At 43.5% G+C, this 17763-nt stretch carries 17 protein-coding genes; 2 read left to right on the forward strand and 15 right to left on the reverse strand.

Translation table 11 applies throughout. From position 1 onward, the window contains the following. Positions 1 to 67 precede the first annotated feature (67 nt). Entirely contained in the window at positions 68 to 1462 is a 1395-nt protein-coding gene (locus KJS52_RS15240) for an ABC transporter substrate-binding protein (RefSeq protein ID WP_213516718.1), read from the reverse strand. 318 nt (positions 1463 to 1780) lie between these two features. Here KJS52_RS15240 and KJS52_RS15245 point away from each other — a divergent pair, with 318 nt between their 5' ends. Next, positions 1781 to 2680, forward strand: coding sequence for a helix-turn-helix domain-containing protein (locus tag KJS52_RS15245; protein WP_213516720.1), 900 nt, complete (start codon positions 1781 to 1783; stop codon positions 2678 to 2680). Positions 2681 to 2973: 293 nt separating this feature from the next. Here KJS52_RS15245 and KJS52_RS15250 read toward each other — a convergent pair whose 3' ends face one another. From KJS52_RS15250 to KJS52_RS15295, 10 genes are all read right to left on the reverse strand, one after another. Then, complete coding sequence (locus tag KJS52_RS15250) at positions 2974 to 5409, reverse strand: hypothetical protein (protein ID WP_213516721.1); 2436 nt, start codon at positions 5407 to 5409, stop codon at positions 2974 to 2976. 401 nt (positions 5410 to 5810) lie between these two features. Then, complete coding sequence (locus tag KJS52_RS15255; protein WP_213516723.1) at positions 5811 to 6113, reverse strand: YfzA family protein; 303 nt, start codon at positions 6111 to 6113, stop codon at positions 5811 to 5813. 549 nt (positions 6114 to 6662) lie between these two features. Then, on the reverse strand, positions 6663 to 7733 hold the full coding sequence (rsgA, locus tag KJS52_RS15260; RefSeq protein WP_213516725.1) for a ribosome small subunit-dependent GTPase A: 1071 nt from the start codon (positions 7731 to 7733) through the stop codon (positions 6663 to 6665). 514 nt (positions 7734 to 8247) lie between these two features. Further along, complete coding sequence (locus KJS52_RS15265) at positions 8248 to 9015, reverse strand: hypothetical protein (protein ID WP_213516727.1); 768 nt, start codon at positions 9013 to 9015, stop codon at positions 8248 to 8250. A gap of 167 nt (positions 9016 to 9182) precedes the next feature. Next, entirely contained in the window at positions 9183 to 9806 is a 624-nt protein-coding gene (locus KJS52_RS15270) for a LysE family translocator (protein WP_213516729.1), read from the reverse strand. 73 nt (positions 9807 to 9879) lie between these two features. Next, positions 9880 to 11271, reverse strand: a complete 1392-nt coding sequence (locus KJS52_RS15275) for a serine hydrolase domain-containing protein (protein WP_213516731.1) — start codon at positions 11269 to 11271, stop codon at positions 9880 to 9882. A gap of 74 nt (positions 11272 to 11345) precedes the next feature. Next, on the reverse strand, positions 11346 to 11810 hold the full coding sequence (locus tag KJS52_RS15280) for a MarR family winged helix-turn-helix transcriptional regulator (protein ID WP_213516733.1): 465 nt from the start codon (positions 11808 to 11810) through the stop codon (positions 11346 to 11348). Positions 11811 to 11898: 88 nt separating this feature from the next. Beyond that, entirely contained in the window at positions 11899 to 12288 is a 390-nt protein-coding gene (locus tag KJS52_RS15285; RefSeq protein WP_213516741.1) for a hypothetical protein, read from the reverse strand. Further along, a complete protein-coding gene (locus KJS52_RS15290) occupies positions 12285 to 13061 on the reverse strand; it encodes a CPBP family intramembrane glutamic endopeptidase (protein ID WP_213516743.1) in 777 nt (258 codons plus the stop codon). Before KJS52_RS15290 ends, KJS52_RS15285 begins: the two co-directional genes overlap by 4 nt. A gap of 50 nt (positions 13062 to 13111) precedes the next feature. Then, on the reverse strand, positions 13112 to 13693 hold the full coding sequence (locus KJS52_RS15295; protein WP_213516745.1) for a TetR/AcrR family transcriptional regulator: 582 nt from the start codon (positions 13691 to 13693) through the stop codon (positions 13112 to 13114). Between the two features lie 130 nt (positions 13694 to 13823). Here KJS52_RS15295 and KJS52_RS15300 point away from each other — a divergent pair, with 130 nt between their 5' ends. Further along, on the forward strand, positions 13824 to 14237 hold the full coding sequence (locus KJS52_RS15300; RefSeq protein WP_213516747.1) for a VOC family protein: 414 nt from the start codon (positions 13824 to 13826) through the stop codon (positions 14235 to 14237). Positions 14238 to 14384: 147 nt separating this feature from the next. Here KJS52_RS15300 and KJS52_RS15305 read toward each other — a convergent pair whose 3' ends face one another. The 4 genes from KJS52_RS15305 to KJS52_RS15320 all read right to left on the reverse strand — a co-directional run bounded on the left by KJS52_RS15305 (position 14385) and on the right by KJS52_RS15320 (position 17751). Continuing rightward, positions 14385 to 15368: a hypothetical protein gene (locus KJS52_RS15305; protein WP_213516749.1), complete on the reverse strand. Its 984-nt coding sequence runs from the start codon at positions 15366 to 15368 to the stop codon at positions 14385 to 14387. 336 nt (positions 15369 to 15704) lie between these two features. Next, positions 15705 to 15953: a signal peptidase II gene (lspA, locus tag KJS52_RS15310; protein ID WP_246563608.1), complete on the reverse strand. Its 249-nt coding sequence runs from the start codon at positions 15951 to 15953 to the stop codon at positions 15705 to 15707. Between the two features lie 35 nt (positions 15954 to 15988). Beyond that, a complete protein-coding gene (locus KJS52_RS15315; RefSeq protein WP_213516751.1) occupies positions 15989 to 17056 on the reverse strand; it encodes a sensor histidine kinase in 1068 nt (355 codons plus the stop codon). After that, the gene (locus KJS52_RS15320) at positions 17053 to 17751 is read right to left on the reverse strand and encodes a response regulator transcription factor (protein ID WP_213516753.1); all 699 of its coding nucleotides are present in this window, start codon (positions 17749 to 17751) and stop codon (positions 17053 to 17055) included. Before KJS52_RS15320 ends, KJS52_RS15315 begins: the two co-directional genes overlap by 4 nt. Positions 17752 to 17763: the final 12 nt, after the last annotated feature.

Raw genomic sequence — 17763 nt, forward strand, 5'->3', positions numbered from 1 at the left:
TCACCACCTCATTATTAGGATGGCCGCACCTATCCAATATCGTAATAGCGGCCACCCCTCTTATCTATTATTTGTTGCCTGCATGAGCCGCCTTCAAGGCGTCAAGATTTTTCGTAATAGCATCTTTAGCGGTCGTTTTTCCAGTCCAGACATCGCCCAGAACTGAGCCGAGCAACGTGTTAAAGTCCGATGTATAATTCGTATAGAACCATGCAGCAGGTCTGGCAGCAGAGGATTGTGCATAGTCGACTACCGCTGATTTGTACTCGTCATATGGAGGGAAGTTTGGATTTTCGACCCATTTGCGAGTGAGCGTTTCATCCTTGTACCATTTATCAAGCGTTGGCATCCAAATTCCCGATGAGATAAGCGTCCAGTTGTTTTCCTCGGAGTTGTACCATTTTAGCCATTCCATCGCTTCTTCTGGATGCTTCGTTTGGGAGAATACGACATTGGCGCCACCGGTGTTAAGCGTGACTTTATCCTTCATGTAAGGCAATACCGCTACACCGTAGTTCAATCCTTCTTCTTTGGCCGTATTCAGGCTGGTCCCTATGTTCCATTGTCCGTTTGTTGCCATCGCAACTGTGCCTGCAATGATCGTGCGCTGAATTCCGTCATCCGTCTGTCCAACCGACAATGGAGCAACATGATCCTTCAAGTACAGATCAGCAACCTTCTGGATCGCTTCAATGCTGGCATCTTCCCCGATTCTAACTTCTGTGCCATCCTCGGAATAGAAGCCGCCGCCATTGCTCAGTGCCCAGGTTTCCAGCTGCCATGGTAGATTTTCAACGGATGCGCCATACTGAACGATGCTTTGCGAATCAAAGCCCTCCTCGCCAGGATGCTTGCCGTTTTTGTCAATCGTCAGCTTCTTGGCCGTCTCTACAAATTCATCCCATGTCCATGCTTGATCGAGCGCAGATGGAGGATACGGTACATTCGCTTCATCAAACATATCCTTGTTGTAGTACAGCAGCAAAATTTCATTAGCAGCCGCATATGCTACCGTTTTGCCTTCATATTTGTAGGCAAGGCTATCCAACGGCTTGCTCTCGCTCCCCTCATACATCGCGCTTACATCATTCAGCATGCCTTCAGCAGACCATTGAATGACACCGCCTTCCTGCAGCATCCCTGTATCGGGCAGCTGACCACCGGTTGCGAGCGCATTCAACTTTGTCATATAATTTTCCCAAGGAATCGCCATCACTTCGACCTCGATTCTATCCTGAGATGCATTAAATTTGTCTGCTACCGCCTGAGTCGCACTCCCTTCCGACGCACTTCCCCACATCGAGTAAACGATCTTGACCTTTTCTTCCTTTGAGCTTGCAGGTGTATTTGCAGCATTCGACCCTGGTGTTGCCGTGTTCCCTCCATTGTTTGCACATCCTACTGCACTCATTGTCAATGCCGTCAGGATTAGACCTACTCCAAGCTTCTTAACTGTTTTCATTGCCCCCATACTCCCTTCAAAATTTGCTTTAATAAAGTTAAACGTTTAGAATAATATCTTTAAGAAAACGCTTACTTAATTGTAGCATTCCTCGTTTATGTTGAAAAACAAAAATTCCAACCTATATTTATGATATTTCAACCTATTTGTTTCTGTTTGAAAATTACGGGTAATTGTGCTATTTTAATACAAAAGTCTCTGATTCGCCCTACAATTATATTATTTTGCAAACATAGATTTCATTCTAGCAAAACGTTTAGATTTAATTTCTTCTTATGTTATTTCACCTTATTTTAGCGCGAAGTGAGGAAAATCATTATGTCAGAGTTCATCTTGCACTTTGTAACTCCACCTATACCTTATTTTATTGACAGCGGAAAGCATACTTTTTTACCGGGAGAACGTCATGTTAGCCGTTATTCTATTAATGTGTTCGATATTATTATCGTTACCAAAGGAAAGCTGTTTCTAGGTGAAAATGATAATGAGTGGGTCATAGGCAAAGATGAAGCGATTATTTTAAGACCTGATGCCTATCACTATAGCACTGCCCCATGTGAAGAAGAGACCGAAATTACATGGATTCATTTTCAAACATTTGGAGCCTGGGACGAAATGCGCAGCATCAATGAGTGCTATGAAAACCAGATTACTTTATTTGAAAAACATAAGCAGCAAGCTTACCTCAACCATTGCGAAGTGAGTTCGATCTTTATACCAAAGAAATTAAAGCTGTCAAGCAAATCAATGAACGATCTCACTGAATTTTACTCCCTGGATACGGCTCCACGTTCGCTGCGCAATTGGAAAAAGCAAACTGCTTTTCAAACCTTTATGCAAGATATCAACTACGAATCCGTAATTTCAATAAATTCAACGGCAATACATCTTGCTGAAAAAATTGAATTGTTTATTCGCCAAAACTATACTTCAAAGATCACGAACTCCTTACTTAAGGCTGAATTCAATTATCATCCCAACTACTTAGCCAAATGCATGTTAAAAGTTTACGGCGTAACACCCATTGATTACGTGCTGCAATATCGGATAGAGCAAGCAAAAAAACTGCTCATTCAAACTGACTGGTCAATTGCTCGAATCGCTGATGAATTAGGCTTTAGCAATCCTGCCTATTTCTCCTCCGTCTTCACTAATAAGCAAGGAATTTCTCCCGCAAATTTTCGCAAAAAGGAGTTTCGCAAGCCTGAACTTAGCTAGTAGAAAACGAGGAGCGCTAGCTGCGGCAAAAAACTACGTGAGCACCGCAGGCTCCCGATGAATGCTATATTCGACGTCGACTAAGCTCCGAAGCAACCGCATCGTCATCAAAGTCGTGCTTTTTGAACCTCCACTTCAATAAGAGTTCAAAAAGCTCGGCTTTCAGGACCAAGAAGATGGCACGATACTAGAAAGCGAGGAGCGCAGCGTAGGCACAAGCTACGTGAGCACCGGAGCTTTCGGTAGCGTGACATATTCGCCGTCGACTAAGCTGCAACGAAGTTACATCGTCATCAAAGCTGAGCTTTTTGAACCTCCTCTCTTTCGAACTTATCACCAGTGAACAGTACCCGCTTCACTCCCTCCCCAGCCTGGGCTGTGAATATGAGACCTTTTTCCAGCATTACATATCTGCTTGGATATGCAGCATAGCTAGTAATTTCATATCCTTTTTCGGTGGGCTCAATATAGCCGTTTACACATCTTAGCTCCCCCTCCCCATCTGTATAAAGATACGTCGTTGAACCAAAACCAAGCATGTAAGCTACAAGCTCTTCTCCCATATCCCAATCATCACTTTCAATATTTGCGAAAAGGCTGCTGAATAATGGGTCGCTTGATTTCTTGAATATCGATTGGCCAAAGCGGTTTCGGGAAAGCTCAGGCATGTTTAAATTGGGAGCTGCAATGCTATACGTAGAGGCGGCCTCACCCGGCTTTAGCTTGCGCATTGTCGACTGGACATTCCAGTCATAACAATTAAACACAGCCATCGTTGCCCGGTACCCCGCTTCCAATAAGCGTGTATCTCCAAGCTTTTCATAAGCAGCTCTGGCAGCGCCTGCGACCAATCCTCCCCATAACGAGTGCGTCATATAAGATAGTGCTTCCCACCAACGATCCGGTGCGTTAGCTCTATAATCGTTACTAAAGCCGATATTGGCAATAATTAGCGGCGCATACAATCTCGCTTCATCTGTTAACTCGGCTAGACATAACGCTTCACAAGTAGGGCCAAACCCGGCATTATCATAGAAATGCTCTGTTACAGCGCCTTTATACCCTTGCGAGCCTTGTTTTAGCCCCGTTACAAATGCTAGCCATAGCTTGTTAAGCTTGGCATACCAATCCGTTAATTCTTTTTTCTTCAAATCCTCTAGCAAGTCAGCAATATAAAGAATAAATACACCTACAAGTTGCGATTCTTCTTGTTCACGCTTATTTCGATGACATTCTGGATCCAGCCGCATGCACATAATTTGAGCGGCCCAGCATAAATAGGTTTCCGGATCTCCATAAGTCAAAAGAGATTTATCGAACTTAGACAACAAATAATATACATGACCAATATAATCAAAATCATAAATACGGTAAAAAGAGCCATACAGCGATTTGGGAAGCGTAAAGTCCCCATTTTCAAACCAATGCTGCTTCAGGTCAAGAAATGCAGACATTTCAACCTTTTTGACTTGTGCTGGCACAGGCGGAGATAAAAGATTTTTCATTAAAATAAATGATAATTTGCCAAGCGACTCTCCTTGATTCGATAATGGCAAAAAAGCGTATGGCCGGGTTTCCTCAGCAGATTGAAAGCTATGGTCACATAGCCAAGCTGCCCTCTCCTCTAATATGGCATGAATGGGCTCCAGCACATTTCCAACAAGTACATCGCATTTTCCGTTAGTGAGTTTAGCGACGAGCTTAATCTCGCCAGCTGACTTCAGCGTCAGCACTGCACGTAAACGTTTAGAATTGACATTTGAATTTAACTGGAATGTATTTGAAATGTCGAACTCCTTAATCGTGCCATTGTCAGCCGTCACGCTTAACATCTTTACCGAATCCAGCTCAGCATGTTCTGGCAAATCCACTTCAGCAACAAATTTACCTTCCGTAGTTGTAACCGGCGAATATGTCCAATGTGGATGTCCATACTTTTTTGCATTTTTATAAAATTGTTCTTGCTCTCCAAACGGTGTGAAGACAAACGACCATTCTCTTTCTTCTAAGGGGTTAAGTGTAATAGAGGAGTAGCCACCGCCATAGATCCAATCACTATCAGCCGACTGTTCCATAGAACGACCATCCTCAATAAATGATAATCGGTGGTAAAGCAATCCATCTAATGATGGCGAGACCTGTTCCAAAAATCGGTTTGTATAGCAGCAATACGTGCCGAAAGCTGCAACACGATCGCCAGTACTGTAAATGGCAAGATGAGGAGCCTCATTGCTTCTGCGCATCGCAGCAAATTTGGCAAAATCACCTCCCAAATGCGGGAACACCGCACAAGAATGCTTCATGTTCTTTAACACATCAGGATCGCGGAACATAATATACGCCAGCGAGAGCCAGCTATGAAATCCGCTTACCTTTACACAATTTTGCGCTGGATTCGAGCAACGAATAATCCACTTCCATTCACCATTTTGATGCAGCAGATATTCATACTGAACTTTAAAGGCATCATGTAAAAAAGTAACAATCGCCGACTGATCACTTACGACTTCAATATGCGGCTGCAGGTTAACACTTTCAATGAGGACATCATCCACGGTAGCACTCCACTGTCCAAAACGCTTATGCTGATTAGCATAACCAGCCTCCGCCACATATTGCGAATCAATTACCCAGTTCATTTTTTCCGGATCATCTGTCAATAATAACGACTCCACAGTTCCTTGCGGGGACAGATAAACTTCAAAAGTATCGTTGCGAAGCAGTTTCAAGTTCTCACTCCTATGATCATAATTGTTTCTAACGGATAGTAGCCAAAGCTAAGCACCTCACAAATTTAAACGTTTAAATAAAAGCTTACAAAACAGCGTTTTCTTAATGATATCAAGCAATCCTTTTGCACTCACGGGTCAAGCATCCATACAATAATTATTCTGATTCACTATAAGCAAAAACAAAATCTAAACGTTTAAGTTAAGTCTTACTATTTTTATATCATATGATTACAGTTATTTGCAAGCGCTTTTTCTGCGCAGCGCCCTAGAACAACGCCTATTGGCTCCATGTCGATGATCCAATTTCAAAATCAAGCCGCATAAAAAAAGCAGCCTCAGTTTTTTAGCAGGACTACTAGGACTGAAGGCCGCATTTCGTTCTTTGGAAGGTATGTAGCTTATTTTTTCTTTATAATGGAATAAATCTCACATATGGCCAGTATCAAAATCACTGCCAGATGAACGGTCAAGAACATATTGAAGAATGAAAAGGAATAAGGAGCAATCCATTCTGTGAATAGCCTCGATTCCAGAATCCCTCTCCCTATCCGGGCAAACAGGTTGCCGCTATCATTAATATTGGGCTTCAGGGAACTGCCATCCACAAGCATAAAGATCAATTGAACAATTACAAATGTACCAATTATGATTAGCCATCGTTTGACTCGATTCAAGTAAGTCGATTTTTCTGTACGTGGCATTGAACACCTCTCCTCCTAACATGTATATAGTGTATATATACATCATATACACTTAATTTAATCAGTGTCAAGCAACTAGAAGGAGAAATGAGCAACAGTCGGCTTATTTATTGTTACATTGATCGATATTGAAAATTTTTGAATACCACATGAGAGAAGAAAACATCTTTAAGCTTCCTTATATAGGGTATAATGGTAGCAAGAACTTTAAGGGGGAGTCTTGGGCATGAATAATAGAACCATGTTAAGAAAACGGATCATAGCGATAGGTGCTTTCTTTGTGGCTATTGGCATAGGCTTTTTATTCGTGGAGACGTTTAGTACAATGATTGGCATCATACTGCTCGCTATTGGTATCGCTCTATATATCGCTTCAAACTTCTTTAGAACGAAAATGACCGAAAAGAATTAACGAAGCTGGATAACGTTATTTGTGATCAATGAAGCCTTTCTCATTCTAAGGAATATACAGGTTATGCATATTCGTTAGAATGTCCATCACCTGCAAACTGATCATTTAACGTTATCCAGATTCTTTAAACCTTCACTTTAACTGCGCTTTTCGCCTTTTTTCCTCTGTCTTTCCGATACCTTCAATGCAACATGTTGAGCATCCTTGTTGCGCAAATAGGCTGCGCGATCCTCCACAAATGCCGCTTCCTTCTTTAAGGCAAGATAGCTGTCCCAACGTTCTACCGGCAGCTGTCCGCTTTCAATCGCTCCCTTGATGGCACAGCCCGGTTCGCTTTGATGCTTGCAGTCAGAGAACCTGCATTTGCCGAAAAAGTGCTCCACATCAGAAAAGCCCTCCGAAATCCCTTCGTCAACCTCCCACATCCCCAGCTCCCGCATGCCTGGCGTATCGATAATGATTACGCCGCTGTCCAGCAGAATCAATTGGCGATGGGTGGTCGTATGCCTGCCCTTGCTGTCTTCCTCACGGATATCGCTGACTAACATGACTTCCTTTCCTGCAAGCGTATTGGCAAGGCTGGATTTACCTACGCCGGAAGAACCAAGAAAAACGATCGTTTTACCTTTCTTCAGATAGTTGGCAAGTGCTTCCATACCGTACCCCGTTTTCACGCTGATCGGATGAACGGTAGCACCAACTGCGATTTTTTCAACCTGAGCCACATATTCCGCGACATCTGCGATCAAATCTGCTTTTGTCAATATGACAACTGGAATAGCTCCTGACTGCCAGGCCTGGGCCAGATAGCGTTCGATCCGTCGCCGATTAAAGTCATGGTTCAACGATTGCATAATGAATACATAGTCAAAATTTGCTGCTACCGTCTGCTCTTTTATCGTCTTAACAAAGCCCGCCGCATGGCCTGAAAAGTCATTTCGAGAAAACTTGGATTTTCGTGGAAGTGTTTTAGTAATCAAGCTTTCGCCGTTGGGATTGTATTGAATCTCTACGAAATCTCCTGTAGTCGGAAATTCCTCAGTACAGTTGATGTAGTATACGCCCGGCTTCAACCTTGCAAGGCATTCCCCCTGCTCTGTGATGAGGCTGAATCGCTGCTTATGAACAGCGGTTACTCTGGCGTAGGTTCCTCCTGTATTTAATGAATCATGTTGCGGCACAAAGCCGTAGTCGTTAAGTGTTAACATATAAATGCCTCCCTGCTTATGAATTTAAAGAAAAAACGTACCTGGTAATGTCCAACCTTGCTTCTCCTTTCTGATCAGGGCGCAAACAAAAATACCGCAGCAAGCAGCCGTTCATGGCTGTCTGCTGCGGTCCGGTTTCAACTAAAGGTAATGGGTGGAAATGTGCACAAAAAAACACACCCTAAAGTGTGCTACCGTTGCTTTTGACCAAAGCGATATATTCACGAAAGGTTACTTTTTGGCATACTGAAATAAAGGTGGATTATCCCTTTCAATCAGTACTGCGCCCGTATTCAGTTTTAAGTGACGAACACCTCATAAGTTGTAGTCATTTAAACCAGCTCCTTTCATTTGTGCAAGTAAAAGCTTCACTTGTTTATTGTATCAGGTTTCAAGTTAGAAGTCCATATTTTGGTAACTTTGGTTGTAACCATAAAGAGAACGCCCACAAGACGTTCCCTTTGCTTGTGCTATCCTTCATTAAACATACTAAAATGTGAATTGAGGTTCACCATCATGATGAAGGAAAGTAGTTTACCGGGATTACGGATAGCCTAATTTGCCATAACTCAACTGAAATAACAGTATTAGTATACCATCCTATATTAGCATTGAACTGAACATGATCAGTGGTTGATGAGGCTTGATAGAAGTTTGAATGAGCAAATAGATAATCGTTAGGAGACGAAGCCGTATTTACAGGTAAACAGGGATGATACTTACTGTTGTTTGTAGTTGCGCCAGCTCCGGAAACCCAGAAATTAGGAAATATAAAAGGTTCGGCACCATATATATCGTTCACTTTTATAAAAGCTATTATTTCCACTTTGTAATATTGCTGCGGTATGAGATCATTCAATGTTTGAGAGAATATCGTTTGAGTTTGCCATGACTCAGTCATTAAATCCAGTGTAAAATCAGGAAAACTGAAATACATCCCATATCCAGCTGATCCAGTTGGACCTGTCGGGCCGACCACTCCCTGCGGGCCTTGTGATCCCGTATCCCCTTTCGCTCCAGGCGGGCCGCTCTCTCCCTGCGGGCCTTGTGGACCCGTATCCCCCTTCGCTCCCGTCGGACCCTGTAGACCTGTATCGCCTTTTGCTCCGGTTGGACCCGTAGGACCGCCTCCTGATGGGCCTGTTGGACCCGCTGGACCTGTCGGACCGTTAAATCCATTCTGTCCATTTAACCCTCTTTGTCCGTTTGGGCCTGTCGGACCTGTCGGACCTGTTGGGCCGATCGCGTCGGACACTATTGAATTTTCTTGATCTTTGTCCATGATTTTCAACCTTTCATATACAGAACTTAATAAGATGCTTATTTTAACATCTATTATCAATCTAATATATGTAAGGATTCATTTGCTGCGCGGGCCTTTAATACTTCATTTTGTAAAAAGCAGGATGCAGGCTTGCTTGTCCCATAGGTTAAAATTGTAAAACAATGCTAAGCCGTAAACAAAGCCCATAAGCCATACCCGACAATAATGACGCCGGACAGCCGGTTGATCCATAGCAAACCGCCCGGCTTCAGCTTTTTCCGAAAGAGTGATGCCGCAGAAGAAAGGAACAGCCACCAAAGCAATGAACCGCTGAACACACCTCCTACTAATAGCAGAGCAGGACCAGCCAATTGTTGCTCCACAGCTATCCCTGCTCCGGCAATAATGCCTGCAAAGGCCAATATCGTCATTGGGTTTGTTAACGTAATTGCAAGTACGGAAGCGTAAGCGGCAAGCATTTTTTTCCGTGGAGCCTCTGCCTCTGCATTTGAATACAGATCAGCAGGTCGAGAACGCCATGTGCGCCAGCCCATCCAAAGCAGCAGCATGCCGCCACATAGCTGAAGCCACATCTGATAGCCAATAAGCAGGTTTGTCAACCAGGCAAAGCCGAATGCGGCGATACAACCGTAAATCGCATCAGCTGTTGCCGCTCCCAGACCAGAAACAAATCCGTACAACCCCCCCTGAGCCAACGAGCGCCGAATGCAAATGACTCCTACCGGACCTACTGGTGCTGCAATCGCAAAGCCAATAATTACTCCCTTGAGCAAAATAGTCGCCGTCATCAGGACCTCCATTTATATAAATTTGATCGTTTGCCTATAATCTCATGAATATGTGCCAAAGATTGACTGCAAATTAGGCTTCAACTCGTTCTGCTACGTTCTCCTTCTCGTGCTCGTACCAGATCAAGCGGGAGCTTGGGCTCGACTCAACGGCGGAAAATTCCAATTCGGTTGCCGTTTGCTGCTCATAGAAACGTACGCTGCTAATTGGCAGCAGCGATAATACCATGCCATTGTCCAGCTTCATATAAAGTTGGTCTTGCTCTACATATACCTCCGCAATCAGCGACTTGCCCTGTTCAAGCGAAAAACGATACTTACCAAGAAACGGTTCATATTCTTCCGGCGCAAGAGGGACAATTTTGGGAAGCGCCACTTGTCGAGGCAGTTCAAACTGCTCGCCTGCAAGGATCTGTTCAATACTTTGAATCACCTGCTCGGTATAGGCATATTCCCGCTCTCCATTTTGCAGTAGGATTAGCGTTGCATCATGGTCGACATAGCGTTTAAACATTGTTGCATATCCCGGCCATCCGCCGCTATGCCATATAACTTTGCCAAGCTGATTATGCTGCTCAGTCAGCCATCCAAAGCCGTAGTCAAAGGTTTCACCGTTATTCAGCACCACCGGGCCAAACATCGCCTCACGCAGCTGTGAGCTTATAAACTCGTCATCATAAAGCGCGCGATCCAGACGCAGCAGATCCCCTGCCGTGCTGTTCACCATTCCATCTCCCTGCAAGCCATCCAAATAATAGACATAGTTCAGCTCCGCCACTTCGTCAGGCAGCACATAACCACCACGCTCCAATCGATAGACATAGCCCCAGGCATAGTCCTTCGGGACTAAGTCTGGATCAACCCGTCGATTGTATACCAGTGATCGTGTCATGCCAAGCGGTTGAAAAAGCTGCTCGGACAGAAAATCCGCGTATGACTGACCACTAATTCGCTCAACTAAAATAGCTAGCAAAACATAACCGGTATTGCTATACATCCAGCTATCATTAGGCGCAAATAATGATTCAGGTCGATGAGTAGCGAGCATCTGCAGTACATCTTCATTGGTAGCAATTATCGCAGGATCCCACTTCTTGGCGAACAGTTCCATATAGTCCGGCAAACCTGATGTATGGGTCAACAAGTGGCGCACCGTAATACCCGGATATGGCAATTCAGGCAGCCATCTGGAAACCGGATCATCCCACTGCAGTTTGCCAAGCTGCTGCAAGCGGACGATGGCCAGTGCCGTAATCGGCTTGGATACGGATGCTAGCTCAAACATTGAATCAGTGGTAAGCGGACGTACGCCCTCCTTGCTAAATTCCGCATTCCCTATCGCTTCACTAAGCAGAGGCTTGCCCTGTTCGGCGACCAGGATCACCCCATTAAAAGCTGCCTGTTCTCTTACATGTCCTATTAGTTCCGACAATTGTGCGATTCGTTCCTTCTTTGCTGCTATCATTTCCGTTCCTCCTTTATTCAACAATCGAAGCAAAGAGCAAGATATATTCCAATAGTCTCATTGTAAGCTCTCCCCTATAGATCAGCTGATTGCCTGTTCGCTCTTTCCGAAATAATAATCTCTTTAAACTGCGTCATGATGCGTTTCAAATGCTGTAAGTCTTCCCAAGGGAGCTTAGCGTAGAAACGTTCAATAATAGACAATTCAATTTGGCGATTAAGGTTCAAGTAATCAATTCCTGCTTGGTCCAATTCAACAAAAATTTCGCGACGGCTATCCGGATTGATATAGCGGCGGATAAATTGCTTCTTCTCCAGCTTGTTTAGCATTTGACTGACGGCACTGGGGGTAATATTTAGCAATTCGGCTAATTCACCCGTTAGTATACGTCCTTTCTCCTCCAGATGATTCAATGTAATCAGTTGCTTCTCTGAAATTGAATCGTCGAGCAAGGCAGCGTATTCTTGATTAAGCATCGCATGACAGTCGTATTCAATTTGGTTCAATTCAAGCAGAAATGAAATTCGTTCATCATTCATTTTATCATCCTTAATATTTAATTATGCTTAAATATTAATAAAGTCTTAGTATTCTGTCAAGATGCGGAAACAACGCCCGCAAAATTGATCACTTTCTTCCCTTTTCTTTTCTCGCATATATAAACTCAACCATCGGCAATATGATCATAGAAAAGCCTAGCAGCGCCAAGAGCAAAATATTCGTGGTACGGTGCATTAACATGTCCACGGCCATAGCGACAAGGATGAAAATTGTTAGTAGAAAATAGCTAAGCTTGTAGCTCTGTGCAGTAGTATTTGGATCTAGCTCCTCATCCTGTTGTGCCCCTTCTTCGCCGCGCCATGTCATCGTTGTGAAATATGTCATCCATAAAGAACTGATCGCAATCACCTCGTTCAGCCCCACCTCTCGGTCGGTGCTAATTTTGTAAATGGCCAACAGGATGACGGCCCAGGACGCTATCATCAAAATAATTGAGGCTGTTGTACGTAAACTCATTGCACTTCCTCCTTGCCAGGCCGATTTCTGTACTTAAGCTCCCACGGATACCATATAATATGAAACAACATATGGACAACGATAGCCGCAATAATGCCATACTGCCAGAAAAGATAGCCGCATATGACTGAAACCCACAGATTGCCGAGCACCATTGAGGCGATCAAAAATGGTGAAGGAATGCAGCCCTTGGCTATATTACCAGGCAAATGAGCCAAGCCAAATAATACGCCGGTTGTAATGATAGAAATCCAGAATGCAGCTGATTGAGATGGCGTCACGAATAGAACCGCCCACATCGTTAAGCTAAGCAATCCCCAGCGGAAAATAATCTCCTCCGTAATTCCGCCAGAAGTAATTCGCGCTGCAAGTCCAAGCTGTTGCCTGGCTTGCTCGGAGGCCAGCACGGAGGCTGTATCAATTCTGGGCCGAATAAAACAATAATAGCTCACAATCCATACCAAAGCGCAAATGATTCCGGCGATTATACCGATCCCCACTTGTTGAACCAGATTCGCTAGCTCCAATTCTCCGCGACTCAGTCCTTTCAGGAACGGGTCTGTAAGTCCAACCTTGCTGCCAAAATAAATCCCTGCTACTGCGGACAAGCCGACGATAACGATGGTTTGCAGGACCATCATTATAAATAGAGTTCGTTTGGATAGCTGGTTATCAGGCTTGTCAAACAGATCACTCGCTGTATATTTGCTCATTAGCCATATGCCCGGCATGCAAAGTGCAACCAAGATCAACGCTAAAATAAAATGATCCATTCCATCGCTCCCGATCAAATAATTTTTACTCTAACTACAACTCTGACAAATCACCGTGTGCTTAAGCCATCAAGCAGGATTTGAACGGCCTGTCTATAAATACGTTTATTTTCATGTTTATTATTCGTATAGTAGATTTTCCCAAGACCCTCCAACGTGCTGCTGACAATGAGAACTGCATCCTCAACGCTTATATTTTGAAGCTCCTTCTGCTCAATTCCTTTCATTATAATGGAACGGCAAGCCTGCAAGGTTACTTCATTAATGGACGTGATCTTTGCCAGAATCTCCTCCGTAATGACCTGGCTTCTCGCAAATTCCTCCAGTGCTGTAGATAGCGGATTTTGAAAATCCTCTGCATAATGCTCTGCCAGCAAATATAACTGCTGCTTAGCAGATTGTTCAGCTTGCGTTAAGTGCACCCATTTGCTTTGCCATTGTCTGGCATCCTCCTCGATTACCTCTAACAGCAGCTGTTCCTTGCTCTGAAAATGATGGTACAGACTGCCCTTGCTAACGCTTGCCGCCTTGCAAATATCATTTACACTTACGGCATTGTAGCCTTTTTCCATAAAAAGCTGCCCAGCCTGCTCCATAATCATTTGCTTCGTTTCACCGTGTTTTCTGTTCATAGCCTCACCTCCAATCCGACCGGTCGGTCTAATTATATCATAGTGACAACCAAAGTCTAGTTCTTTTTTCCATATCTTATGTTATATTAATTGGTAAGTGTAAAATTTAGCAAATATAGGAGGGGTATGAATGAGGCGTACGGAATTTCAATTAAAAGGTATTGCACAAATTTCAATTCGTGTACATAACATGGAAGCCGCTGTTCAATTTTATCGGGATATTTTGGGGCTGAAGCTCTTGTTTCAAGTACCTAACATGACTTTTTTTGAATGTAATGGGGTGCAAATTGTGTTGAGCATTGCGGAGAGTGCCCAATTTGATCATCCCAGCTCTGTATTTTATTTTAATGTAGATGATATTCACGCTGCTTATGAACTATTAGTAGAGAAGCAAGTGCAGTTTTTGGACAAGCCTCATAAAGTTGTCGAGACAGGACATTCGGAAACGTGGATGACTTTCTTTTATGATCCAGATCAAAATGTACACGCATTAATGTGTGAAATTCCTACTTTGCTTGATGAAGCCGGTCAGCCTCACAAGTAATCTTAAAGGCTTGCTTCATCAATTGGCGCGTGTAATACATCAAGGTGCTTTCGGGAATTGGAGACACAGTAAGCTCTGCTTCCAATTCCCTCACTCTTAGCTCATAATTTTCCGCTAGAAATTAAAACCGTAATTGTATACACCATATTACTGCAAACCTTCTCGTTCTGGCTGTGGTGATGTTGCATGAATTTGCAGCAAATAATCACCTTGATCCGTCATCAATAAGTTTATACGAAGTCCGCTACGGTCCAGCCCCTCCCATATCATATGCTCTCCCTGCTCTGAGGAACGAGCTGCTTGATCCAACACTGCCAAATTGTTCGTCCTTGGCTCTGACAAACCGTTAGTTAAAAGGGCTTTCAATTCTTTGCCCATCTCAACAAAATATTGCTCATCAGAGGTAACAAACCAGTATTCCCCTGACACCAATTGATCATCTTGAAAATTATAAATGACCGTTTGCTCTACTTCGGCATCCAAGTCAAGAGCCCCTTCAACAATAATTCTATTCGTCTCCTCTGACTGGATAGCTCCCTGCACTTGTTGATCGATTACTTCTTGTTTAGATATTAGCCAAGGCAGATTCTCGAACAGAAATGAACCATCTTTGCTAGTCTTTTCTAAAAGTTGGCTCAAGCTTCCATCATTTACAAAGGAAAATTTGTGGATCTTAAGAGAAGTCAAAACTGTTTCTGTTTCTATATCCACAATCTGAATTTCAATAGCATTACTGTTCTCATCTTGAAAATTAATGAAATCACCTTTTTCCGTAGATATCTGTAAATTATCTCCCCCTTGATACGTATCTCCCGATTCCAGCTTTATTCCTTCTCCTCCCAATTCTTTATACGAGGAATATTCTTTGAATCCTAATAAATCATGTAGAGTTTGTCCATGAATCACATAATTAACATAAAAGGGACCTATACTTTCCTTAGTCTGATTGGTAATTCGATATTCGATACTAAGCAAATTTTCATTTTGATTACTAAGCTCCACAAAATGGATCTTTGTGGTTTGCTCATCGATTACAATATTGCTGCTATCCGTATTATCGTTTGCGGCGCTTTTACCGCAACCTGCTATAGTGATAAGTGCAACTACTATTAAAAAGATTCTCTTTAACATGAATTCTACCTCCCATCAAAGTAAATAGAACCATTCCTTCGCCCTTCCCCAAAAAATCCAAAATGAGGATGTTCTCTCAATTTTAAGCATAAAAATCAAGGATGTAAATAACTTATCGACTTTACAATGCGAATGACTGGCACTCTTCTAAATTTTGATGAGTTAGGGCGTGTATGCAAACCCGCTTAGGGGCATCTTACACCACCTGTTCGCCCCCTGCTGCGTTGCCTTTCCTTGACGTACACCCGGTACGCCTTCGAAAAAGCGCCTTGCATGGAACGAACATTCGGCATAATCTGCTCCCTTCTGAGTTTGCATACACGCCCTAGTAGGAATTCAAGAAGTTGTAGAAGCATTTGAGGATGATTCCTTCAAAGATTGAAGTAGCACAATCATGACACCAATACATAAGAAGGAATCAGCTACATTAAATACTGGGAAGTTGATAACATGAATGTTGATCATATCCACAACTTCCCCTTTAGACACTCGATCGATATAATTGCCCAATGCTCCGCCTAATATAAGAGCCAAACCATAGGGCAATATCGTCTTCTCGCGGTGTGCATAAGGTAAATAGAGCACAATTCCCGATTTTCATGTAAGTCGACACAAGGATGCTATTTAATAATCGGCAAAGTCAAATAAAACTCAGTACCGATCCCCTGTTTGCTCTGCACTCCAATACGTCCGCCATGCTTTTCTACAATTTGCTTGCATATTGCAAGGCCAAGCCCCGCTCCTCCAAATGCACGGGAGCGCGACTTTTCTCCTCGGTAAAAGCGTTCGAACAAGTGAGGGAGATCATCTTCTGAGATGCCGATTCCGCTATCTTTAATCATAATTCGAATCCAGTTTCCTTCTTCCTGTGCCGAAATAGTCATTTCAGCGGGACGACCGCCATATTTTTTGGCATTTTCGATTATATTTTCAAATACTTGTGCCATGCGATCACGATCGACTTGAATGAGTCTGGAAGGAAAAGGCCGCACGACAGTTAACTCAACACTCGAGTCTTCATGGAATTCCAATTCAAATGGGGCTGCCATCGCTTCAAGGAACTCGCGACTGTCTGATTCCCGCAGCTCCATCGCTAATTGTCCAGATTCCAGTTGCGAAAATTGAAACAAATCTTCGATCAAGCGGTCAAGCTGATCCGTTTTGTTTTTAATGACTGCAAGATATCGGGCGACCTTCTGCTCATCTCGAGCTATGCCATCCTGCAAACCTTCGACATATCCGCGAATAGATGTAATCGGTGTTCGCAAGTCGTGGGAAATATTCGCCACCAGCTCATTGCGAGCCTGCTCATAAGCAGCTTGCTGATCCAGCGATTCTTTTAGCCTTGCTCTCATGACATCGAAGGCCGAAATAAAATTGCCCATCTCGTCATTGTACCGGCTGCGAATTTCGACATCGAGGTTGCCATTCATAATTTGTTCCGAAGCATCATTCAGTTCTTTCAGCGGCAGAAGGATACGCCTTGTAATGAATCGTGCCAATAGGTAAGCACATAACACAAACGCAACTACCAGAAAACCAAGCACGAACATAAAGTTAATGCCAGTTGCCCCATTAGCTGAGTCTCCATGATTTTCTCGAACCCCGGATATGCTCATCAAAACAACCGGAATGAAAATGATCCCGGTTAGCGATGCGATTAACTTGAAACGAATGCCGAGCTTCATCGCGGACCACCGTCGAGCTTATAGCCGACTCCCCACACCGTTTTGATCAGCGTTGGATTTGCAGGATCGACTTCGATTTTTTCCCGGATTTTCTTAATATGAACGGTTACAGTGTTTAAATCCCCATGCTCGTCGAAGCCCCATACATACCGGAAAATTTGTTCACGAGTTAATACCTGATTCGGGTGAAGAGCTAAATAACGCAGCACTTCAAATTCTCTGGCCGAGAGCGGGACAGGTTGATTTCGAACCGTAACTTCATAAGCTTTAACATTAAGCGCCAGCTCTTGATAGCGTATAATTTCAGCCGTCTCAGCAAGAGACGAAAGCTGATTTGCCCGACGGAGCTGTGCTTTGACCCGTGCAATCATCTCGCCCGGACTAAATGGTTTAACGACATAATCATCCGCGCCAATCCCTAGCCCGACAATTTTATCTACATCGCTTTTCTTGGCGCTAAGCATGATGATCGGGATTGCTGACTGTGATCGGATTATGCGACATACTTCTATCCCGTCAAACCTCGGAAGCATAATGTCCAAAATCATCAATTGCGGCCTACATTCACTAAACAGCTGTATTGCCTCTTGTCCGTCACTGGCGACGATAACCTCGAAGCGTTCTGCCTCCAAATAGTCTTTTAACAATTCTGCAATTTCTTTCTCATCTTCCACGATTAATATTTTGTCAAACAACGCGGGCTCACC

The organism is Paenibacillus montaniterrae, assembly GCF_018403185.1.
In the GTDB taxonomy this organism is placed as follows: Bacteria; Bacillota; Bacilli; order Paenibacillales; family Paenibacillaceae; genus Pristimantibacillus; species Pristimantibacillus montaniterrae.